At 68.1% G+C, this 20,107-nt stretch carries 18 protein-coding genes; 7 read left to right on the plus strand and 11 right to left on the minus strand.

The genetic code is table 11. The annotated features are described in order from the left end of the window. The first annotated feature begins 124 nt into the window (after window positions 1-124). The gene (locus L1Z78_RS24555) at window positions 125-2,425 is read left to right on the plus strand and encodes a catecholate siderophore receptor Fiu (protein WP_234638944.1); all 2,301 of its coding nucleotides are present in this window, start codon (window positions 125-127) and stop codon (window positions 2,423-2,425) included. A 77-nt stretch (window positions 2,426-2,502) separates the two neighbouring features. Further along, window positions 2,503-3,183 (plus strand): Fe2+-dependent dioxygenase, encoded by a 681-nt coding sequence (locus tag L1Z78_RS24560; RefSeq protein ID WP_234638945.1) that lies wholly within the window; start codon window positions 2,503-2,505, stop codon window positions 3,181-3,183. A 9-nt stretch (window positions 3,184-3,192) separates the two neighbouring features. Here the strand turns inward: L1Z78_RS24560 and L1Z78_RS24565 are convergent, their stop codons facing one another. Both L1Z78_RS24565 and L1Z78_RS24570 read right to left on the minus strand, forming a co-directional pair. Further along, window positions 3,193-3,756, minus strand: a complete 564-nt coding sequence (locus L1Z78_RS24565; protein WP_234638946.1) for a DUF4124 domain-containing protein — start codon at window positions 3,754-3,756, stop codon at window positions 3,193-3,195. A 108-nt stretch (window positions 3,757-3,864) separates the two neighbouring features. Continuing rightward, a complete protein-coding gene (locus L1Z78_RS24570) occupies window positions 3,865-5,844 on the minus strand; it encodes a lytic transglycosylase domain-containing protein (RefSeq protein ID WP_234638947.1) in 1,980 nt (659 codons plus the stop codon). 15 nt (window positions 5,845-5,859) lie between these two features. On the opposite strand from L1Z78_RS24570, the gene L1Z78_RS24575 reads away from it, so the two are divergent. Further along, window positions 5,860-6,432 (plus strand): 5-formyltetrahydrofolate cyclo-ligase, encoded by a 573-nt coding sequence (locus tag L1Z78_RS24575; RefSeq protein ID WP_234638948.1) that lies wholly within the window; start codon window positions 5,860-5,862, stop codon window positions 6,430-6,432. A 165-nt stretch (window positions 6,433-6,597) separates the two neighbouring features. Here the strand turns inward: L1Z78_RS24575 and queC are convergent, their stop codons facing one another. Further along, window positions 6,598-7,350, minus strand: a complete 753-nt coding sequence (gene queC, locus L1Z78_RS24580) for a 7-cyano-7-deazaguanine synthase QueC (RefSeq protein WP_234638949.1) — start codon at window positions 7,348-7,350, stop codon at window positions 6,598-6,600. 88 nt (window positions 7,351-7,438) lie between these two features. Here queC and L1Z78_RS24585 point away from each other — a divergent pair, with 88 nt between their 5' ends. Both L1Z78_RS24585 and L1Z78_RS24590 read left to right on the plus strand, forming a co-directional pair. Further along, window positions 7,439-8,131, plus strand: a complete 693-nt coding sequence (locus L1Z78_RS24585) for a glutathione S-transferase family protein (RefSeq protein WP_234638950.1) — start codon at window positions 7,439-7,441, stop codon at window positions 8,129-8,131. A gap of 36 nt (window positions 8,132-8,167) precedes the next feature. Next, window positions 8,168-9,421 carry a multifunctional CCA addition/repair protein gene (locus tag L1Z78_RS24590; protein ID WP_234638951.1) on the plus strand — a complete coding sequence of 418 codons (1,254 nt, stop codon included), beginning with the start codon at window positions 8,168-8,170 and terminating at the stop codon, window positions 9,419-9,421. A gap of 3 nt (window positions 9,422-9,424) precedes the next feature. Here the strand turns inward: L1Z78_RS24590 and L1Z78_RS24595 are convergent, their stop codons facing one another. The 4 genes from L1Z78_RS24595 to L1Z78_RS24610 form a co-directional block, all read right to left on the minus strand. Next, window positions 9,425-10,255 (minus strand): IPTL-CTERM sorting domain-containing protein, encoded by an 831-nt coding sequence (locus tag L1Z78_RS24595; RefSeq protein ID WP_234638952.1) that lies wholly within the window; start codon window positions 10,253-10,255, stop codon window positions 9,425-9,427. Between the two features lie 236 nt (window positions 10,256-10,491). After that, window positions 10,492-10,716 carry a hypothetical protein gene (locus tag L1Z78_RS24600; protein WP_234638953.1) on the minus strand — a complete coding sequence of 75 codons (225 nt, stop codon included), beginning with the start codon at window positions 10,714-10,716 and terminating at the stop codon, window positions 10,492-10,494. Between the two features lie 9 nt (window positions 10,717-10,725). Further along, the gene (locus L1Z78_RS24605) at window positions 10,726-10,863 is read right to left on the minus strand and encodes a hypothetical protein (RefSeq protein ID WP_234638954.1); all 138 of its coding nucleotides are present in this window, start codon (window positions 10,861-10,863) and stop codon (window positions 10,726-10,728) included. A gap of 28 nt (window positions 10,864-10,891) precedes the next feature. Next, window positions 10,892-12,844 carry a sensor histidine kinase gene (locus tag L1Z78_RS24610; RefSeq protein ID WP_234638955.1) on the minus strand — a complete coding sequence of 651 codons (1,953 nt, stop codon included), beginning with the start codon at window positions 12,842-12,844 and terminating at the stop codon, window positions 10,892-10,894. A gap of 65 nt (window positions 12,845-12,909) precedes the next feature. Here L1Z78_RS24610 and L1Z78_RS24615 point away from each other — a divergent pair, with 65 nt between their 5' ends. Continuing rightward, window positions 12,910-13,593, plus strand: coding sequence for a response regulator transcription factor (locus tag L1Z78_RS24615; protein ID WP_234638956.1), 684 nt, complete (start codon window positions 12,910-12,912; stop codon window positions 13,591-13,593). 36 nt (window positions 13,594-13,629) lie between these two features. Here the strand turns inward: L1Z78_RS24615 and L1Z78_RS24620 are convergent, their stop codons facing one another. The 3 genes from L1Z78_RS24620 to L1Z78_RS24630 form a co-directional block, all read right to left on the minus strand. Further along, window positions 13,630-17,082 carry an autotransporter outer membrane beta-barrel domain-containing protein gene (locus L1Z78_RS24620; protein ID WP_234638957.1) on the minus strand — a complete coding sequence of 1,151 codons (3,453 nt, stop codon included), beginning with the start codon at window positions 17,080-17,082 and terminating at the stop codon, window positions 13,630-13,632. Between the two features lie 231 nt (window positions 17,083-17,313). Then, window positions 17,314-17,748, minus strand: coding sequence for a thioredoxin TrxC (gene trxC / locus L1Z78_RS24625; RefSeq protein WP_234638958.1), 435 nt, complete (start codon window positions 17,746-17,748; stop codon window positions 17,314-17,316). A 74-nt stretch (window positions 17,749-17,822) separates the two neighbouring features. After that, window positions 17,823-18,017 (minus strand): DUF2905 domain-containing protein, encoded by a 195-nt coding sequence (locus tag L1Z78_RS24630; protein ID WP_234638959.1) that lies wholly within the window; start codon window positions 18,015-18,017, stop codon window positions 17,823-17,825. Between the two features lie 139 nt (window positions 18,018-18,156). Here L1Z78_RS24630 and L1Z78_RS24635 point away from each other — a divergent pair, with 139 nt between their 5' ends. Continuing rightward, window positions 18,157-19,044: a hypothetical protein gene (locus L1Z78_RS24635; protein WP_234638960.1), complete on the plus strand. Its 888-nt coding sequence runs from the start codon at window positions 18,157-18,159 to the stop codon at window positions 19,042-19,044. Window positions 19,045-19,063: 19 nt separating this feature from the next. Here the strand turns inward: L1Z78_RS24635 and L1Z78_RS24640 are convergent, their stop codons facing one another. Beyond that, window positions 19,064-20,077, minus strand: coding sequence for a class I SAM-dependent methyltransferase (locus L1Z78_RS24640; protein ID WP_234642258.1), 1,014 nt, complete (start codon window positions 20,075-20,077; stop codon window positions 19,064-19,066). Window positions 20,078-20,107: the final 30 nt, after the last annotated feature.

Here is a 20,107-nt window from a genome sequence, read left to right on the forward strand (position 1 = left end):
TTATCATTCGCGATCCAGGCAAGAATTGCCTGTTCCAGCCAGCACCGGAGCCGCTGTGCAAGCCGCCCGGCCAGCAAGCCAGCACTTCCACCGCCCATGCGCTCTTCCTCGCGCTTCCTCCAACATGGCGAACTCCAACTCGTACATCAAAAGCCGCAAACATGGCCGCGCCGACCGCTCGTCTTCGGCCAGTCTCATCGCAGCGGCCACCGCTATTGCAACCCTGGGCCTGCCCGCCCTGGCCCAGACCACGCCATCCAGCGCCAGGACAGCGCCCAGCCTCAAGGAAGTGACCGTCGAAGGCACGCGCAGCACCGGCTACGAGCCTGGGCAACTGTCCTCGCCCAAGTTCACCCAGCCCCAGGTGGATACCACGCAGACCCTCTCCGTCATCAAGGAGCAAGTCATCCAGGAACAGGGGGCGACCACACTGACCGAGGTCCTGCGCAACGTGCCCGGCGCCGGCACCTTCTATGCCGGCGAAAACGGAAACACAAGCACCGGTGACGCCATCTACATGCGCGGCTTCGATACCTCCAACAGCATCTATGTGGATGGCGTACGCGATATGGGATCGATCTCGCGCGATGTGTTCAACACCGAGCAAGTGGAGGTCACCAAGGGTCCGGCCAGCACCGACTACGGCCGCAGCGCCCCGACCGGAGCCATCAACATGGTCACCAAGCAGCCCAGCCTGGTCGACAGCTTCGGCGCCTCGCTGGGAGCGGGGTCGGGTAGCTACAAACGCTCGACCGTGGACTGGAACAAGAGCCTGGCCGGCATGGGCGGCGCGGCTTTCCGGCTCAACGCCATGGCGCAGGACGCGGGTGTGGCCGGCCGCGACCGCGTGGCCAACGACCGTTGGGGCATCGCTCCATCCTTCGCCTTCGGTCTGAACACCGACACGCGCACCTATCTGAACCTGCTGCATGTCAAGCAGAGCAATGTGCCCGACGGTGGCGTGCCCACGATCGGCCTTCCAGGCTACAGCAACACCGATGCGCGCCTGAACGCGGGCCGCCCCGTGGACCCCAGCCGCTTCTACGGAACCAGTGCCGACCATGACGACGTGACTGCCGACATGGTCACGCTGCGCGTGGAGCACGACTTCACGCCCGACACCACGCTGCGCAACACCACGCGCTGGGGCCGCACCAGGCAGGACTATCTGCTCACGGCCTTCATGACGCTGTCCAGCAACAACAGCAACAATCCCGCCGACTGGACCGTGGCACGCAGCCTGCCGACCTTCAAGAACCAGGTCAACGAAATCGTCACCAACCAGACCAATCTGACCACCAAGCTGGCCACGGGCAGCATCCGCCACGAGTTGAGCACGGGCGTGGAGATCACCCGTGAAAAGCAGAGCAACTACGGCACGGCCACCACGGGCGCCTGGCCCAATGCCAGCCTCTACGATCCCCAACTGGCCAACTCCGGCCTGAGCTGGGCACGCAACGGTGCCGACAGCCATGGCGCGACCAACACCTTCGCGCTCTATGCCTTCGACACCCTCAAGCTCAACGACCAGTGGCAGGCCAATGCCGGCTTGCGCCTGGACCGCTACAAGACCCGCTACGACGCGCTGGCCGTGTGCGGCGGACGCAGCGGCCCCGCCTGCGGCAGCAACCCCGCAGGCACCGTGCTGCCCAGCGCCAGCGGCCTGGAAGCCTCGGACACCTTGCTGAGCTGGAAGGTCGGCGCCCTCTACAAGCCCGCGCCCAACGGCAGCGTCTATGTGAACTACGCGCTGTCGCAGCAGCCGCCGGGCGGCAGCAACTTCACGCTGTCCACGGCCGCCAACAATGCCAACAACCCCAACATGGACCCGCAAAAGGCCAAGACCGCCGAAATCGGGACCAAGTGGGAGCTGATGGACAAGCGCCTGCTGCTGACCGGCGCGCTGTTCCGCACCGAGATTACCAACGAGATCGTCACCAACCCCGATGGCACCGTGGGCCAGACCGGCAAGAAGACCGTGCAGGGCCTGGAGCTTGGCGCCACCGGCCAGATCACCCCGGCCTGGGGCGTAACCGCCGGCTACACGCTGCAAGACACCAAGGTGAACTCAGGCACCAACGTCGCCCAAGACGGATCCAGCGGCCTGACCTACACGCCCAGGAATGCGTTCTCGCTGTGGACCAGCTACCAGCTTCCGTTCGGGCTGACGCTGGCCGGCGGCGCGCGTTATTCGGGCGGCCTCAAGCGCGGCACCGATGGCGCCGTGGGCACACCCAACTTCACGGAGTCCTTCTGGGTCTTCGACGCCATGGCAAGCTACCGCATCAACAAGAATGCGGACATCCAGCTGAACTTCTACAACCTGTTCGACAAGGAGTACGTGGCGGCCATCAACAAGAGCGGCTACCGCTACTTCCCCGGTATTGCGCGCTCGGTACGCGTGACGGCGAACTTCCGCTTCTGAACGCCCACGGCGCGCAACGCCGGCAACCACCGCAAAGCCCCGGCCCTGCCGGGGCTTGCCCAGCAAGGATCCGCACCATGATGCTGCACATCCCCCACGTGCTCACGCGCGAACAGGTCGCCTCCATCCGCATGGCCATCGACGGCGCCGAATGGACGGACGGCCGCGCCACGGCGGGCAGCCAGGGTGCCCGCGTCAAGCGCAACCGGCAGTTGCCCGAGGATTCGCCCGTGGCCCTGGAGCAGGGCCGCATCATCCAGCAGGCGCTGGCTGCCAGCGCGATGTACTTCAGCGCCGCGCTGCCTGCGCGCACCATGGCGCCGCTGTTCAACCGCTATGCCGACAGCGAGACCTACGGCCTCCATGTGGACGGGGCGGCACGTCATCTGCCAGGCCCGCATCCGTGGATGCGCACCGATGTCTCCAGCACCCTCTTTCTCTGCGACCCCGAGGACTACGACGGCGGAGAGCTGGTGGTGGTGGACACCTACGGCACGCACGAGGTCAAGCTGCCTGCCGGCGACCTGATCCTCTACCCATCGACCAGCCTGCACCGCGTGGAGCCCGTCACGCGCGGCGAACGTGTGTGCTCCTTCTTCTGGGCGCAGAGCATGGTGCGCGACGACGCCCGGCGTGCCATGCTGTTCGAGATGGACCAGACCATACAGCGCCTGCGCGAACGGCTGGGCGAGACCGGGGAGACCGTCGCCCTCACGGGCCAGTACCACAACCTGTTGCGCATGTGGGCCGAGACCTGAGGCAGGGGCTCAGGGCTTGTGCTTTTCGGCGCAGCCCACCAGATGGTTGTAGCTGTTGGACATGCACTGGTACATGGCCTTGGAGCGGCCCGTGGCGGCCTGGCAGTCGGCCACGGTGGCATGCGTGCGCGCCTCGCGGAACTTGCCCGCCGTGGCATCGAATTGCGCCTGCGTCATGTAGCCGCCCCGCACGTTCTTTTCCCCGTTCTCGATCATGGTGTCCACCTGGTAGCGGATGTTGTCCACGGCGGCCGTGCAGTTCAGCGGCACCTCCTTGGCATCCACCTTGCTCAGGCCCTTGGCCACGCCATCGACCATCTCGCGTGCCTGCCTGGGCAGCTTCTTCGTGCCGTCGGGATTGCGCTCCTCGCCGAAACGGCCCGCCCCGGCGCCGGAGCTGCCATTGGGCGAGACCTTGATCTCGCCGATGTTGTCCTGGCCATTGGGGGGCTGGGATCCATAGTGGGTCCGCCCCTCGGCATCCACCCATTTGTAGACGGGCTGAGCGGCTGCCGTGCACACCCACGCCAGGCCCAGCGCGGCCCAGGCCGCGCGGCTCCATGTTGTCGTCATTCCTGAACCCTCTGCGGTAGCCGGTACCGCGCCATGCGGCCCCGTTTTTGGTAACCAAGTGTAGCGGCAGCGGGTGCCACGCCACCCCGCAGGAATGTCAAGTGCGGCTCAGGGCAGGTCCTTGCTCGGGTCGGGCGTGGCCGCATCGCGCGGACCGATCGTCCCCAGGCGGCTCTTGAGCGACTGGGGCTGGCCCGTGATCAGCGCCGCGTAGTTGGTGGTGTTGGACAGCACCTTCTTCACGTAGTCGCGTGTCTCGGTGAAAGGCACGTTCTCGGCCCAGATCGCGGCATCGAGCACCGGGCCGTTGCGCCAGTTGCGCGGCCGGCCCGGACCGGCGTTGTAGCCGGCGGCGGCCAGGGCCATGGAGCCGTCGAAGTCATCCAGCGCCAGCTTCAGGTAGGCCGTGCCGATGGTGATGTTCACATCGCGGTCATTGATCATGGACGGGGAGAAATCGGTCATGCCGATCTTGCGTGCCGTCCAGCGCGCCGTGGCCGGCATGACCTGCATCAGGCCCGAGGCGCCCACGCCCGAGCGCGCATCCATGATGAAGCGGCTTTCCTGGCGGATCAGGCCATAGACATAGGCCGGATCCAGCCCGATGGAGCGCGAGCGCGCCAGCACCGTGTCATGGAATGGCATGGGAAAGCGCTGGCTCCAGTCCGCGAAGCTGCGCGTGCGCTCGCTGGTGTTGATGCAGCGGTCCCAGACCTGTTGCTGGCAGGCCAGCTCGGCCGCGGCCAGCAGCTCGCGGTCGTTCATGCCGCCAGCCTGGTGCAGGTTGGTAGCATAGTTCCACTCGCGCACGCCCTCGCTGCGCAGGCCGTTCTGGATGGCATACAGGCCGCGCGCCAGGCTCGGATTGGCGCGGGCAGCGGCTTTTTCCTGGGCGGTCGGCGGCGCCGGCTGGGGCGGGGGCACCACCCGCTGTCCGATCTCCTCCAGTGCCAGCTGCTCGTAGAAGCTGCCCGGGCCGGCCATGTCCTCCAGCAGCTGACGCGCCTCGGCGCGCTCCTGCTCGCTGGGACGGCCGGACAGCAGGGCACGCGCCTTCCAGTAGGTCCAGGCGGAGTCGGTGCGCTCGGCGCCCATGGCATCGATGGCGCGGCGCACCGTGCGCCAGTCGCCCGCACGCAAGGCGGCGCGGACCTTCCAGGCCAGCAGCTCGTCGCTGAGGTCCCCATCCTTGCGCACCTTGCCGAAATAGCCGGCCGCCTCGGGCTGGAGCTTGAGCGCGGCCTGCTTGCCGATCACGCCCCAGGCCCAGTTGTTCTCCTCGGCCGTCAGCCGAGCCCCCCAGCCGCCTTCCAGCTGGGTGGCGGCCGCCGCCGGATCGCTGGAGGCCATGCGGATCAACGCCAGCAGCGCCAGCTCCTTGGGCACGGCGCCGCGCACACGCGTCTGGCCCGCCAGGTACTTGGCCGGCGACGCGAACACCTGCGCCACCTGGGGCAGGGCCTCGGGCGCGACGATGGCCACGGCATCGCGCACGGCCTTCTGGCGGTTGGCCTCGGCCGCCTGGCGCGCCTTGCGCCAGACTTCGGGCTCGCTGATCAGCTTGGCCGCATACAGTTCGCCGGCAGCGTAGGTGCATCCGTCGTCGGCATCGCGCTGGGCCCACCACAGGTCGCGCACCTGCTGGCCCAGGTTGGCCGCCGGCTGGCCTTTGAGGTTGTCGATCAGCAGCGCATAGCAGCTGACCGATCGATCGTCGCGCATGCGAAACGCCCCGTGGACCTGGTCGAACATGCCCCAGTCGCGGCGCTGGCCCAGCAGCAGCAGCCAGTCGTTGCGCAGCCGGTCCTCCTGGTAGGTGCCGCTCCAGCGCTTGAAGAATGCAAGGATTTCGTCGGCACCGGCTTCTTCCAGCCGGGCCTTGAGTTCCCAGTACGCGGCCCAAGGTTCGAGCACATGTCCACGCGCCGAAGGCAGCAGCTGCGTGAGCTTGGCCTTGTCGCCCTTGCGAAAGGCCTGCTGCATTTCCAGCAGGACATCGTCGCCACGGTTTTGCGCCAGCGCAGGCGTGGCTGCGGTGGTCCAGAGGGAAGCCGCCAGAAGCGGTGTCAAAATCTTCAGCCAGTGCATGGAGGAAATTATCTGATGGACAAAGCAGCCCTGCGCCGCAGCTTGATAGACCAGCGCCTGAACCTTCCCGACCGATTGCAGCGCGCCGACGCACTGCAGCAGGTCATGCGCTTTTGGCTGATACAGCGGCCCGATACCGTGATCGGCGCCTATTGGCCCATCAAGGGGGAGTTCGATCCGCTGCCCGCCCTTCACCGCTGGAAGGAAGATGGCGAGCTACAGGGTACCCCACAACGGCGACGCATCGGACTGCCGGTGATCGACAAGCAACGCAAGACGCTGAGCTTTCACGCCTGGTATCCGGGCTGTCCCATGGAGGAGGATGCCTACGGCATTCCCAAGCCCAAGGACACCGAGATCCTCACCCCCACCCTGCTGTTCGTCCCCTGTGTGGGCTATGCCGCCGGCGGCTACCGCCTGGGCTATGGCGGAGGCTTCTACGACCGCACGCTGGCCGAGCTGCAGCCCAGGCCCTTCACCGTGGGGCTGGGCTACGGATGCGGCTACGTGGACGATTTCGAGCCCGAGCCGCACGACCTGCCGCTGGACGCCATCCTGAATGACCACGGTGTCGTCTGGCCGATTTAACAGCGGCGGACAAAACTGGCGCAACCCAAACCAGGGACACCGAGGAAGGGCCTAGGCCGGCCGTGCCGCCCCGCACCGAGGGTGTCGCCGGCTGCCCGTACGCCCCCCTCCCCCGCGAAGCGGGTAGAGAGGCGCCGTGCAACAGGGGGAAACGGCGTCAGCCGCTCAGGGGGTGCGGCCTGCCTGCCACTGACTCCAGCCGCGCGACCGCAGGTCGCAGGCGGGGCAGGTGGCGCAGCCGTAGCCCCAGTCGTGCAGGGTGTCGCGCGTGCCCTGGTAGCAGGTGTGGGTGTCGCGGCGGATGAGTTCGACCAGGGTGTCGCCGCCCAGGTCGTGGGCCATCTGCCAAGTCTGGGCCTTGTCTATCCACATCAGCGGGGTGTCGATGCGCAAGCGCCGCTCCAGGCCCAGGTTCAGCGCCAGCTGCATGGCCTTCATGGTGTCGTCGCGGCAGTCGGGGTAGCCGGAATAGTCGGTCTCGCAGACGCCGGTGACGATCACCGACAGGCCGCGCCGGTAGGCCAGCGCGCCCGCCAGTGTCAGGAACAGCAGGTTGCGGCCCGGCACGAAGGTGTTGGGCAGGCCGTCGGCCTGCATGGCGAAGGCCACGTCCTCGGTCAGCGAGGAGCCGCCGATCTGCTGCAGCACGTCCAGCGACAGCACATGGTCCTCGCCCAGGCGCGGTGCCCATTCGGGAAAATCGGCAGCCAGCCGCTCGCGCACCTGCTGGCGCACCTGCATCTCCACGCTGTGGCGCTGGCCATAGTCGAAGCCCAGGGTCTCGACCCGCTCGTACAGCGACAGCGCCTGCGCCAGGCAGGTCGTGGAATCCTGGCCGCCGGAGAACAGCACCAGCGCCGCCTTGTGGCGCGCATCCGGCGCCTGGGGGGAAATGGAATCGGTTTGCATGGCTTGCATTAGACCGTGGGCAGGCAGCGCCCGGCTCCTACATGGGCTTTTCCGCCGCTCTTGCTAAGCTCCAGGTCTTATCTCGGAGGTTGCGGCCATGCTCACGCTCTATATCGGCAACAAGAACTACTCGTCCTGGTCCATGCGCCCCTGGGTGCTGATGCGCCAGTCCGGCATCGCCTTCGAGGAGGTCATGCTGCGCTTCGACAGTTTCGACGAGCAGTCCGCCTTCAAGCAGCGTGCCCGTGCGCTGTCGCCCTCCGGCCGCGTGCCCGTGCTCATGGATGAAGGCATGGCCATCTGGGACAGCCTGGCCATCTGTGAGTACCTGGCCGAGAAATTTCCCGAAAAGCACCTGTGGCCCATGCTGGCGCTGAACCGGGCCCGCGCGCGCAGCCTCTGTGCCGAGATGCACAGCGGCTTCGGCGCCTTGCGCTCCCTGTGCCCCATGAACATCGAGGCCCAGTTGCCCGAGGTCGGCGCTCGGCTGTGGGCCGAGCGCTCGGACCTGCGCGACGACGTCCAGCATCTGTCCGAACTGTGGCAACCGCTGCTGACCACGGCCAGCGGCCCCATGCTGTTCGACCAGTTCAGCATCGTCGACGCCTTCTTCGCCCCGGTCTGCATGCGCCTGGCGACCTATGAGCTGCCGGTGGCACCGGCCATCGACGCCTATGTACGCCGTGTGCGCGCCCTGCCGGGCGTGCAGGACTGGGTGCAGGGCGCCCTGGCCGAGCATGACTTCCGGCCGTTCGAGGAGCCTTACCGCAGCGCGCCTGCGGCCGGCTGAGAGCGGCCACGCCCCGCCAGGCCCTACCATCGGGGCATGAGCGAATATCAGGTGTACATGGTGGGCGGCGTGGTGCGCGACCGCCTTCTGGGCCGGCCCGTGAACGATCACGACTGGGTCGTGGTCGGGGCCACGCCCGAGCAGATGGCCGCGCGCGGCTTCATGCCCGTGGGACGGGACTTCCCCGTCTTCCTGCATCCCGAAACCCATGAGGAATATGCGCTGGCGCGCACCGAACGCAAGAGCGGCCAGGGCTACCGGGGTTTCGTCGTGCAGGCCGCCCCCGATGTCACGCTGGAGCAGGACCTGGCCCGGCGCGATCTGACCATCAACGCCATGGCGGCGCCCGAGGACTGGGACGGCGGCGACGCGACCCTGGTCGACCCCTACGGCGGCCAGACCGACCTGCGGGACAAGGTGCTGCGCCATGTGACCGACGCCTTCCGCGAAGACCCCGTGCGCATCCTGCGCGTGGCGCGCTTTGCCGCGCGCTTCGACGATTTCAGTGTGGCGCCGCAGACCCTGGCGCTGATGCGCGAGATGGTCGCGGCCGGCGAGGTCGATGCGCTGGTGCCCGAACGCGTGTGGCAGGAAATCAGCCGGGGCCTGATGGAGCGCAGCCCCTCGCGCATGTTCGAGCTGCTGCGCGAATGCGGCGCGCTGGCCGTGCTGCTGCCCGAGCTGGACCAGCTGTGGGGCGTACCCCAGCGCGCTGAATACCACCCGGAGGTGGACACCGGCGTGCACGCCATGATGGTGCTGGACATGTCCGCGCAGCTGGACGCGCCGCTGCCCGTGCGCTACGCCTGCCTGGTCCACGACCTGGGCAAGGGGACGACGCCGGCCGACGTGCTGCCGCGCCACATCGGCCACGAACAGCGCAGCGCCCATCTCGCCCAGCGGGTGGGCGAGCGCCTGCGCGTACCCACGGACTGCCGCGAGCTGGGCGACGTGGTGGCCCGCGAGCACGGCAACATCCACCGCAGCGGTGATCTCAATGCCGCCGCCATCGTGCGCCTGCTGGAGCGCTGCGATGCCATCCGCAAGCCCGCGCGCTTCGAGCAGGCCCTCATGGCCTGTGAATGCGATGCACGCGGACGCCTGGGCTTCGAGGACAGGCCCTACCCCCAGCGCCCGCGCCTGCGCGATGCGCTGGCCGCGGCCCTGTCCATCTCCACCGCAGAAGTCGCGGCCCAGGCCGTCGCGCGAGGAAAGCAGGGCAAGGCCATCGGCGAAGCCGTGCAGGCGGCACGCGCCCAGGCCGTGGCCGGGTGGCTGGCCCAGGCGTGAGGCTCAGCGACGACGGCGCAGCCGACCCAGGCCGAACAGCGCCAGCAGCGTAGCCATCAACAGGGTGGCCACTTCGGACAGAGTGGGCACGGGCTGGGGTCCGGCGGGGGCGACCGGCACCGCCGTCACCGTCAGTGGCACTGCCTTCGCCCCTGCGGCGAAAGGCAGCGGATCCGGCTGTGCCGCCTGCGATGCCGTGATGACGGCAGTGCCTACCGCAAGCAGGTTCACGGCGCCAGTGGCGGGGTCTATGGTCGCCACGGCAGGATTGCTGCTCGCATAGGTGATCGGCATGGGGCTGTCGCTGGTCGCCACCATGGAGCGGCCCGTCGCGCCGACGGCCGCGCTCAGCGGAGCCAGGCTGATGTTGGGTGCAATGCCAGCGGAAAACGCGACATTGCCCGTGAAGGGGGCCGCGCCGTAGGTGGTCGCGACCATCACATAGGTCGTGGCGGCCTCCAGGTTGGCAACGAACTTGGGCAGGCGGTTGCCACCAGAATCATCGTCGCAGCCGACCAGGTTGACCGTCGGACTGGCGGGATTGAAGCTGCCCTTGTACAAGGCGAGGAACGAATCGGTCGTCCCCGTCTGAGCCGTGCCTGTGAAAGAGTAGCTCGCTGCACTCGTGGTGGTGAAGCTGGTGGCGCCATAGTAGTGAACACCGGCCACAATGCCGCAGCCAGCGATCCCGCCCAGCGGACTGCTGGCCACGGTGAAGGTGCTTACGCCGTTGGAAGTCGCTGTCGTGGATGTGGCGGCAATCGCTGCGCCGGGCAAGCAATGCGCCGCGACGGCCAAAAACAGCCACGACAGATTCCGTTGGATATTTCCCATGCTTGATTAGTCTAGATACGTCAAGAAACAATTGAAACGAAATCTAGCAAGCATCTCCGCATCGAATCTGAGCGAATCTGAGCAATGGCCGCTATGGCGTGAGCCTCGACCAAACCACGCAGGCGAGCCCGCGTCCAAGCCATTGCCGAGCGGCCAGCCCCGGCGTGCGGATCAGCGGCGCAGCCTCAGCCCCCTCAGGCCAAACAAGACGAGCAGGATGCCATGAGCACCACGCCCTATTCGGACAGCGAAGGAACGGGCCGGGGCTCAGCAACGATGGCAGGCGCAGCCGCCACCGTCAGCAGGGCGGTTTCCGCCCCTTCGGCAAAGGGCAGTGGGTCCGCCTGAGCTGCCTGCGATGCCGTGATGGTGGTGGTGCCTGCGGACAGCAGCGTCAAGGCACCGGTCACGGGGTCAATGGTGGCCACGCCCGTGAAGGGGGTTGCTTGGTAGGAGGTCACGACCATCACCTAGGTCGTGGACGCCTCCAGAGAGGCCGCGAACTTGGGCAGCAAGCCGATGCCACTGTCATCATCACAGCCGACCAGGTTGTCTGTGGGATTGGCCGGATCGAAGCTGCCCTTGTACAGAGCATGACGAATGCGCACCAGCGCCCTCCGAAAGCGCGTTCCATGTTCAGGGGCCTGTCATGGGCAGGACCACACGCAGGCATACGGGATGCTCTCCCCCCGAAGTCACCAGCGTCACGCTGCCGCCGAGCCGCTCTGCGATGCGTCGCACCAGATACAGCCCCAGCCCTGCGCCAGGCCTGTGCCATGCATTGCGTCCACGGTAGTAGCGCTCGAACAATTGCGCCTGGTCCTGCGGCGCGATCGGCTCCGACGGGTTGGAGACTTCCAGGGCGACGCTGGCGCCATCGCGCACCAGACGCAGCCGCACGCCCAGCCCCTCGGGGGTATGGCGGTCGGCATTGGCCAGCAGATTGCGCACCGCGATGCGCAGCAGCCCGGCATCCGTGTGCAGATGGCGCGCGTCCTCACCCATGTCACAGACGATGCGCCCCACGGGGAAGTCCTGGCACAACCCGTCCACCAGCGCATGCAGGTCACAGGGCTCCAGGCGCGGCTCGGCATGGGGCTGGGGATCGGCCATGCGGTCCTCGGCCAGGCAGTCGTCCACCAATGCCAGCAGGCGCTGGGCCGCCTCGCGGATATGGTGGCTGCGCGCCAGGGTCCTGTCGGGCGGCGCCGTCAGGTTGCGCGCCAGCTGCTGGGCGCTGGTGATGATGATGGCCAGCGGCGTGCGCAGTTCGTGCGAGACCATGGCGACGAAGTCGCGCTGCTCCTGTCGCACGCGCCGCTCCAGCGCCAGGGCCTCGCTGAGTTCGCTCTCGCGCACCTGGCGCTGTGCCAGCTCCGCTTCGAGATGGGCCTGCTCCCGCTCCCGCGCACGGCGGCGGCGCTCGTGGCCGCCGATGATCCAGGCGCTCAACAGCAGCATGTGCACCATGGTGCCCAGGGCCGAGGCATGGGTGGACACCAGGGCGGTCAGCGCGTTCATGGGCAGCCAGCCCAGGTTGCGCAGGAAGGAGATCACCACACCGGCATAGAAGATGCCGAAGGCCAGCACGAAAAAGCGCGCCGGGGCATGTCCGTGCCGCCACAACCACAGCGCCAGCACGAGAAAACCCACCGCCAGCGGCAGCGTCAGGACCTGCACCGGCACCATGCCTGCCGCATAGTGCCCCAGCAGCACCGACAGCATGCAGCACAGGCTGAACAGCCACAGCAGCTGCACCAGCACACGCACCCGCTGCGGATGCAGGGCTGCCAGCCCCAGCTGGCCGCAGGCCAGCTGCGAGGAGATCGCCAAGGCGGCGGCAATGCCGCAGCCCAGCAGGCGATCGCTCCAGAAGCCGGGCAGGCCCGTCAATTGCTGCACCAGTCCAAGAGACAGCACTTCGTTGAGCACGCATACGCTGATATAGACCAGAAACACACCGCTCAACGGCGCCCGCGTTCCCAGCCAGAACACGAGCTGCACGCCGATCAGCAGCAGGTACAGGCCGAAGTACAGGCCGAAGGACAGGGCCTCGCGCCGTGTCTGGTTGTCGAACGCCAGGCGCTGCCACAGATCGATGCGCGTGACCAGCGCATTTTGCGCACGCAGGCGTACCAGCAGCTCATAGTCCCCGGCGATCCAGGGATCGAACTGGAAGGCCGGGCTGCGGTAGTCCACGGGCCAGGCCGCGCGCTCCAGGTCTTCGCCGCTCCTGCCCAGCAACTGCCATGGGCCGCCAGGCCGGCGCACATGGACCTGCACCTCGTCGAGCAGCGCATTGCCCATCACCAGCATCCAGCTGCCAGGCTGCTGCACCTGCACCGACATGCGCAGCCACACCGCCTTCGAGGTGAAGCTGGCATTCAGGTGCGCGGGCAGCGGAGCCCAGGCGGGTGACGCATCGGCCTGCGCGGCATCCAGCAGGCCCGAGGCATCATCGAGCCGCTGCCAGTGGCCTGCCGTGGCCTGCATGGGGACGTCCGGATCCAGCCACAGCATCTGGGCCGACGCCAGCCACGGGCACAGCAGCCACGCCAGAAGGAGAAAGGTCGCACGGTAATATCGCATCTGAAGTCCACCACGGGGCCGCCAGCCTACACCAGCGGCATCCCCACCCTCACCCCCCGGTCTCCATGCCCGATGTGATCCTGCTCGAAGATGAGCCTGTGCTGCGCCACGAACTCGGCGAGTTCCTGGAGGGCCTGGGCTATGCGCCGCAGTGCGTGGCCAGCCTGCAGGAGTTCGAGCGCCACTTCGATGCGCGGCGCCACCGGCTGGCCATCATCGACATCGGACTGCCCGACGGCGATGGCCTGGCCCTGATCCAGCGCCTGCGCCAGCAGGGGCAGCAACTGGGCATCATCGTCTTCAGTGCCCGCAACACCAGTGCCGACCGCATCGGCGGACTGGAGACCGGCGCGGACCACTACCTGGGCAAGGGCTGCGACCTCGACGAGCTGGAGGCCACGCTGGCGGCGCTGGCGCGGCGTCTGGGACTGGAGCAGCGCCAGGCGCGCTGGCTGCTGCAACTGGGCCCCAGTCGCCTGCTGCCCCCTTCGGCCCCGCCCGTGGCGCTCTCCCAGCAGGATCTGCTGGTCTTGCGTTGCCTCATGGGCCAGGCCGGCGCCAGCGTGAGCCGGCGCCAGATCGTGCAGGCGCTGGGGGCCGACTACCTGGACTACGATCAGCGCCGCCTGGACACCCAGATGCGCCGGCTGCGCCGCAAGGTCGAGGAGGCCTGCGGCCAGCAGCTGCCCGTCAAGACGCTGCGCAACAGCGGCTACTGCTTCTACCTGCCCGCCCAGGTGCAGGCCTGACGGCCGGGCGCGGCCCCGAGGAGACCTGGCCGCCCCCTACCATGCAAGGGTCCACAGCAGGCGTCCCGTCACGGCCTGGTCGCGCCCTGTCTCGAAGCCCTGGCTGTAATCCAGCGAGCCCGACAGGCTTGCACGCGGCCCCAGCCGCCCCGTGAATCCGACACCGACCTGTCCCCAGGTCCTGCCAAGCCCCGTCCGCAATGTCACCGGGTGGCTGCCGTCCAGCGTGGTGAAGGTCGTCTTCGCCGCGGAGCCCATGGTGCGCCAGAGGTTGGCCCGCGCCCACAGCAGCATGCGCTCGCCGCCCGGTGGGGCCCAGTCCTGCTCCAGGCGAGCGCCCAGGCGCAGGTACATGGCATCCGCCGCGTCGAAGCGGATGTGTCCGAAGCGGTCGGAGACGTCTGCCAGGCTGGTGCGCTGGTACAGCAGTTGCGCCTGTGGCACGGCCTTCCAGCCGTCGCCCAGGGCAAGCGCGTATCCGCCTTCCAGGGAAGCGGCCAGGCCCCAGCCGTCCGTGCGCAGGGACTCGCCCAGGCTGGAGTGCATCCGGACACGGCCGTAGCGCATGCCCTGCAGCGTGGCGTCGGCATACCAGCCCGCATCGCCCCAACGGCTCCAGTAGGCGCCCAGTGCATAGGCGTCCATGGCCACGGACCCGGCCCTGCCTGCGTAGACCGCCAGCACATCGCCATTGATGCGGCCCAGCCCCCCATAGAAGCCGGCGCGCACCTGCCCACCATCGGCCCCGTGGATGCGCTGCACATCCCTGCCCATCTGCAGACCGGAGGCGCGCAGATCGTAGCCGGGCCCATGGCGGCGAAAACCCTCCAGCCGCGCGGCGTCGCTGCCATCGCGCCGGCCGACGGACCCGCTCTCACCAAATGCGCGCGCCCAAAGGCCCTGCGCGGCTTCACCGCCCAGTTGCCCGCCGATACGGTCGTGCAGCCCCGCCCCCAGCATGCCCAGACCCAGGCGCTGAGCCAGCGCCGGGGCTGCCATGGCCAGAGGCACCTCGGGCCGGTAATTGGGGAGCTCGGGCACTGGTGGCGGTGGCGGTGGCGGTGGCGGTGGCGGTGGCGGTGGTGGTGGCGGTGGCGGTGGTGGCGGTGGCGGTGGCGGTGGCGGTGGCGGTGGCGGTGGTGGTGGCGGCGGTGGTGGTGGTGGCGGTGGTGGTGGCGGCGGTGGCGGTGGCGGTGGCGGCGGTGGCGGTGGTGGCGGCGGCGGTGGCGGTGGCGGTGGCGGTGGCGGTGGTGGCGGTGGTGGCGGCGGTGGCGGTGGCGGTGGCGGTGGCGGCGGCGGTGGCGGTGGCGGTGGAGCGTTGTAGTCAGAACGCAGATACCAGTTGCCGTCCTGAGCGCCTCCCTGCGCCCCCTCGTGCAGCGTGTAGTCGTAGGCGCCTGCGGCAATGCGGCCATCCTGCACGAAGGCGCCCTGGCCCGCCTTGGGGGCCTCGATGACGCGGATGCCATCACCCCGGGTCTTTGCGCCCAGGCCGCCGGCATTGGCCACGGCAACCCGTGTGACGCCCTGGACCTGCCCCTTGAAGATGGCCTTGTCGGTCGGCGAGCCGTCGTCCCCCAGCCGTGTGCTGAGCATCAGCCGTCCGTTGTTGCTGGTGTAGTCGCCTTCGACGGTCAGTGTCTTGAAGTCCTGGGACGAGGGAGACACGAAGGCAATCGTCCCGTCGTTGACCAGATCGTTCACCGTCGAGTCGCCACTCAGGTTCCAGCGGCTGGTGCCATCGATGCTGACACGGTGGGCGATGGAGCCCGCCTGGCCACGGCCATCGCGGGCCGCGCCTGTGAACTCCGAATGGTCCCGCAATTCGAGCGCAAGGCGTTCAGCGGGGCCGGCCCTCAGGTCCAGGTCCCCGCTCAGCCGGGATCTCTCGGCCAGCACCGTCAGATCGCCACCCAGCGTTCGGTCCAGTTGCAGCAGCACACCTTTGGGTGCCCTGCTCTGTACCGTGGAGTCGCTCAGAACCAGGGTGTCTATCCCTCCGGCCACATAGACGGCTGCCGATTGCTCGCTGCGGACCGTGGAGCCGGAGATGCGCGACGTCCCCGCCCGGGTTTGCCCGCTCCGTGAACCGTAGGCCAGCCCCGCCGCACTCTTTCCCTGGGTCTCGATGGTGGAGTCGGTGATGTCCAGCGTGCCATCACCGATGAGAACCGCTGCATGGCTGCTCTCTCCCGAGGTCATGACCGTGGCGCCCGTCAACGAGACCGAGGAGTTCTCCACCAGCAGTACCCGGCCCGACGATTCGACGGTGCGCGAAGAGTTGGCCAGGACGCCATAGGCGGTGTTTCCCGAAGTGGTGATGGACACATTCCTGGCGTCTATCGCTCCACCATGCGCGACCAGCCCGTAGCCACGCCGGCCTTGCGTGGTGATCTTGGTTCCATCCACGCTGACCTGAGAGGCCTGCCAGCGAACGATGTTGCCGTTCTGCTCGATGAAGGTGATCCCGCCTCCTGCGGCCACGCCGTGGGCGCCGGCCCCCCGGGTCAGAATGCGTCCCCCTGTGATTTCGGAACGCACGGAAGTGTTCTCCACGCCGTAGGCGCCATCGCCCTGTGAAACGATATCCACATCACGGACACGCATGGAGACCGGACCAGGCTTGTCCGCATCCCCCCATGCCCAGATCCCATGGGCATTGTTCCCGTAGGTCTGCACCCGTCCCCCCGACAGCAGGGTGTCCGCGTACCCACCCGACAGGATGCCGTAGGAACCGGAAGTTCCGATGGGTTGCCCGGTGGCGGGATCCACGCCGGTCACGATGTCGAAATCGCGCACCTCGACCTGGGAAGGCGTGTTGTTGATCACCTGCCCCCCCGCGCCTACAGCCAGGCCGACGCCGTTGCCGGCCACGATCCGCACCCGTTGCAGGAGCGCCGAGTCCAGCCCGAAGAGATCGATGCCGCTGTGTGCCCGGATGGTGGTATCCAGCAGCTTCAAGCGGCCCCGTGCGTTGAGGAAAATACCGACGCCACGGCCTGCAGGATTGGCGTCCTCCACCAGCAGGTCCACCCGCTCCAGAGAGATGTCGACCGTGCTGCGTGGGCTCGCCGTCAGCGCATAGATCCCGTATGTGCTGGCACCTGACACACGGATGTTCGCGATGTCCCCCGCAGCTGCGCCGAGCCTGAGGGAGGCGGAAGCATTCGAGCCACCATCCACCACCACGCCCTTGGCCCCGCTTCCCGAAGCGGTGATATCGATCCGCCCGCCCTCCACGCTGAGCACGCCCTGGTTCACCTGGACGGCCGCGCCGCCGCCTGTCTGGCTGGCGATGAAGGAGACGCCATCCCCCGTCAGCGTCTGGCCGGGCCCCACATTGACCTGCTGCGGCAACGCGGCGCCGGGTACCAAAAGGACGAGCCCTGCACCACCAAGAGCGACGCCGCCACGCGCGCGCATGGTTTCCGCCACGGCCACCCAGGCGCCAAGCGCCGCATTCCAGAGGCTTCGAAAAATCCGGTTCATGGTGTCGCCCTCCCTGTGCATGGGGAAAGCAGCAACCTGGATAGGTGCATGCTCCCCCGGCCCGCCTGCGCGGGCCCGTTGATCCGTGCAACGAATCTAGGGAAGAAGACCGCCGTGCATCTCTAAGAAAGTTCTGATTTATGCCTTCAAATCCTAGGAGGCTGGTCACGCAAAACGAGGGGGCTCCCCCGCAGCGCCAGCAGGGACGAGCCCTGTGGGCCGTCCGAAGAATCAGACAACCGAACGCACCCAGCGCACGATCTCGCCCGCGGGCAGCGCGCCGGACACGCGGGCGATCTCGCGGCCTTCCCGGAACACCACCATGGTCGGAATGCTGCGGATGTTGTAGGGCGCGGCGGCCTGGGGATGGGCCTCGGTATCCAGCTTGGCCAGTTGCACACCGGGCGCCAGCGCCTGGGCTGCCTGCTCGAAGGCGGGCGCCATCATGCGGCAGGGGCCGCACCAGGGGGCCCAGAAATCGACCACCACGGGCACCTGGCTGCGCCCCACATGCCTGGCAAAGCTCTGTGCATCCAGCGCCACCGGCCGGCCCGTGACCAGCGGCTGGTGGCAGCTGCCGCAGTCCGGTGCGCTGCCGAGCTGGTCGGCCGCGACGCGGTTGGTGGTGTGGCAATGGGGGCAGACGAAATGCAGTTTGTCGGACATGGCGGCCTCTTGTTCGGAACTCCTGGGGGCAATGCCTGCATATGCGGACGGCAGGCCCGCGCTTCAAGCCGGGCTCAGACCAGCCTGGCGATGAGCGCGGCGATCAGGCTCAGCACCACGGTGCTGGCAATGGGCAGGAAGACCACGCGGCCGAAGATGCGGAAGCGGAAATCCCCGGGCAGGCGGCCCAGTCCGATGCGCTCCAGCCAGGCATGCAGGCCGTTGAACAGCAGCAGTGCCAGGAAGATGACGAGGAGCCAGCGGATCATGACGGCCAGTGTAAGGCGGCGGCGCGTCATGGGCGGGACATATGGGCGTCCTACAGTGCGAAAGTCCCGTGGCGGGAGGCTCCGGGACACACCGCCCTTTTTCCACCATGGCTCAGTGCCGCAACAAGACGACCCCACCATGCAACGCACATCCTGGCACTTCCTTCTCGCGGCCCTGCCCGCCGCCCTGCTGACGGCCTGCGCCAGCGCACCGGCACCCGCCACCGCGCCCGGCGCCATCGACAACAGCGCTCTGCAGCGCAGCGATTTTCGAGCCCACCAGACGACCTACGGCCTCGTGTACCGCCTGCCGGCCGATGCCACGGCCATCATCGACAGCCAGGTCACGCCCGTGGTGCAGGAGCAGCTGCTGCGCCTGAAGCTGGTGGCCGAGGCCAACACCTTCAACCTGCCCCATGTCACCGTGGTGCACATCCACAGCGCCGATCCCGCCACCCCGCGCAGGATGCTCGCCGCCCTGCCGGCCCTGCCCCCCGTGCTGCAGGACGTGCACCTGAAGAATTTCTATACCACCGAGGCCGCCAAGGGCGCGGGCAAGCCCTGGTGGCTGGACCTGGGCATCGTCAAGTCGGGCCCCGCCTACGAGGCCATGATGGACTTCAACACCCGCGCCACGGCCGCCATGGCGCCGCTGCGCGACGGGCCGCTGCCGCGCGTGACCGGACCGGTCTATGCACGCATGAGCGATTCGGCCAAGGCCATGGTGCAAAGCGTGGGCGTCAGCGGCATCAACCAGGTGCAGTCGGGCAAGGAAGTGCGCAGCCACAACCCGCACAACACCCTGGTCTACAGCGAGTCCGCGTTCACGCCCGAGATCGAGCGCGCCATGGGAGAGACCGCAGCGCGCCTGAACCGCATCCTGCCCGGCGGCTTCACGACCACGTTCGACCAGCTGTCCATCGTGGAGTTGGGATTCGCCGGCAACGTCACGCGCGAGATCTACCGCATCCACCTCAAGGACCAGACGGTCTACGACGTGAGGAACGGCACGGTGGTCAGGCGCTGAGCACAGGGCGCCCGGGGGCCTACAGCCGGTGGCTGCGGTCCCCGCGCACGAAGCCCATGGCATCCCAGGGCTGCACGCCCTTGGCCAGGCCAATGACCTTGAACAGCTCGCCCATCTCATGCTCCATCATCAGCTTGGCGGCCATGGCGCGCGGGCCCTGGGCCAGCGCATCCAGCTTGGGCCCCAGGCCGCAGTTGATGAGGAAATGGGCCTGCGAGGTATAGCCCAGCACCTCGAAGCCCGCCTCCTGCGCGGCCACGGCCGTGCCCGTGAAGTTCACGTGGGCCGTGATGTCCTTGAGTCCCACGTCGGACAGCGGGTCGTCGTCCACCTTGTGCAGGCGGTGGCAGACGAGGGTGCCCATGTGGCGCTGCGGATGGAAGTACTCGGACTCGCCGAAGCCGTAGTCGATGAAGAAGGCCGCGCCACGCGCCATGCGCTCGCCCAGCGTGCGCATGAAGGCCTCGCCCTGCAGGTGGATCTCGGTCAGGTAGTCATGCTCGCCTTCGACCTCCACGGGCGGGCGCAGCGGCGTGGGCCGGTCCTGCCAGCCGAATCCGCCGTCCGGCAGCAGCTCGACGCCGCGCTCGTGCCAGACACCGGACTTGCGCACCAGCAACTGCACCGGCATGGCGTCCAGCACCTCGTTGCCGATGACCACGCCTTCGAGCCGCTCGGGCAGCGCATCGGCCCAGTGCACCAGCCCCTCGTGCTTGACGAGGCTGAGCCGCTGGCGCGCACGCAGCGTGCCCGACAGGTCGACGATGGTGTAGCGGTCGGGCCGCACGCCCAGCGCGGCCAGCTCGTCCAGCACCTGCAGCGCCAGCGCGCCCGTACCCGCGCCGAACTCCCAGACCTCCCGGGTATGGGTGCGCTGCAGTGCCTCGGCCACCTGGGCCGCCAGCAACTGGCCGAAGACCGGGGACATCTCCGGGGCGGTCACGAAATCGCTGCCCGATGCAGGCATCAGCCCGAACTTGGCGGTGTCGTTGGCGTAGTAGCCCAGGCCTGGCTCGTACAGCGCCAGGGCCATGAAACGGTCGAAAGGCAGCCAGCCTCCCGA

Origin of the sequence: Delftia tsuruhatensis (genome assembly GCF_903815225.1) — a bacterium.
GTDB classification, from domain to species: Bacteria; Pseudomonadota; Gammaproteobacteria; order Burkholderiales; family Burkholderiaceae_C; genus Comamonas; species Comamonas tsuruhatensis_A.

Bases quoted from the DNA above. Each gene is read 5' to 3' on its own strand.
- L1Z78_RS24555 (WP_234638944.1), top strand. From the start codon at position 125: ATGGCGAACTCCAACTCGTACATCAAAAGCCGCAAACATGGCCGCGCC.
- L1Z78_RS24560 (WP_234638945.1), top strand. From the start codon at position 2,503: ATGATGCTGCACATCCCCCACGTGCTCACGCGCGAACAGGTCGCCTCC.
- L1Z78_RS24565 (WP_234638946.1), bottom strand. From the start codon at position 3,756: ATGACGACAACATGGAGCCGCGCGGCCTGGGCCGCGCTGGGCCTGGCG.
- L1Z78_RS24570 (WP_234638947.1), bottom strand. From the start codon at position 5,844: ATGCACTGGCTGAAGATTTTGACACCGCTTCTGGCGGCTTCCCTCTGG.
- L1Z78_RS24575 (WP_234638948.1), top strand. From the start codon at position 5,860: ATGGACAAAGCAGCCCTGCGCCGCAGCTTGATAGACCAGCGCCTGAAC.
- queC (WP_234638949.1), bottom strand. From the start codon at position 7,350: ATGCAAGCCATGCAAACCGATTCCATTTCCCCCCAGGCGCCGGATGCG.
- L1Z78_RS24585 (WP_234638950.1), top strand. From the start codon at position 7,439: ATGCTCACGCTCTATATCGGCAACAAGAACTACTCGTCCTGGTCCATG.
- L1Z78_RS24590 (WP_234638951.1), top strand. From the start codon at position 8,168: ATGAGCGAATATCAGGTGTACATGGTGGGCGGCGTGGTGCGCGACCGC.
- L1Z78_RS24595 (WP_234638952.1), bottom strand. From the start codon at position 10,255: ATGGGAAATATCCAACGGAATCTGTCGTGGCTGTTTTTGGCCGTCGCG.
- L1Z78_RS24610 (WP_234638955.1), bottom strand. From the start codon at position 12,844: ATGCGATATTACCGTGCGACCTTTCTCCTTCTGGCGTGGCTGCTGTGC.
- L1Z78_RS24615 (WP_234638956.1), top strand. From the start codon at position 12,910: ATGCCCGATGTGATCCTGCTCGAAGATGAGCCTGTGCTGCGCCACGAA.
- L1Z78_RS24620 (WP_234638957.1), bottom strand. From the start codon at position 17,082: ATGAACCGGATTTTTCGAAGCCTCTGGAATGCGGCGCTTGGCGCCTGG.
- trxC (WP_234638958.1), bottom strand. From the start codon at position 17,748: ATGTCCGACAAACTGCATTTCGTCTGCCCCCATTGCCACACCACCAAC.
- L1Z78_RS24630 (WP_234638959.1), bottom strand. From the start codon at position 18,017: ATGATCCGCTGGCTCCTCGTCATCTTCCTGGCACTGCTGCTGTTCAAC.
- L1Z78_RS24635 (WP_234638960.1), top strand. From the start codon at position 18,157: ATGCAACGCACATCCTGGCACTTCCTTCTCGCGGCCCTGCCCGCCGCC.
- L1Z78_RS24640 (WP_234642258.1), bottom strand. From the start codon at position 20,077: ATGGCCCTGGCGCTGTACGAGCCAGGCCTGGGCTACTACGCCAACGAC.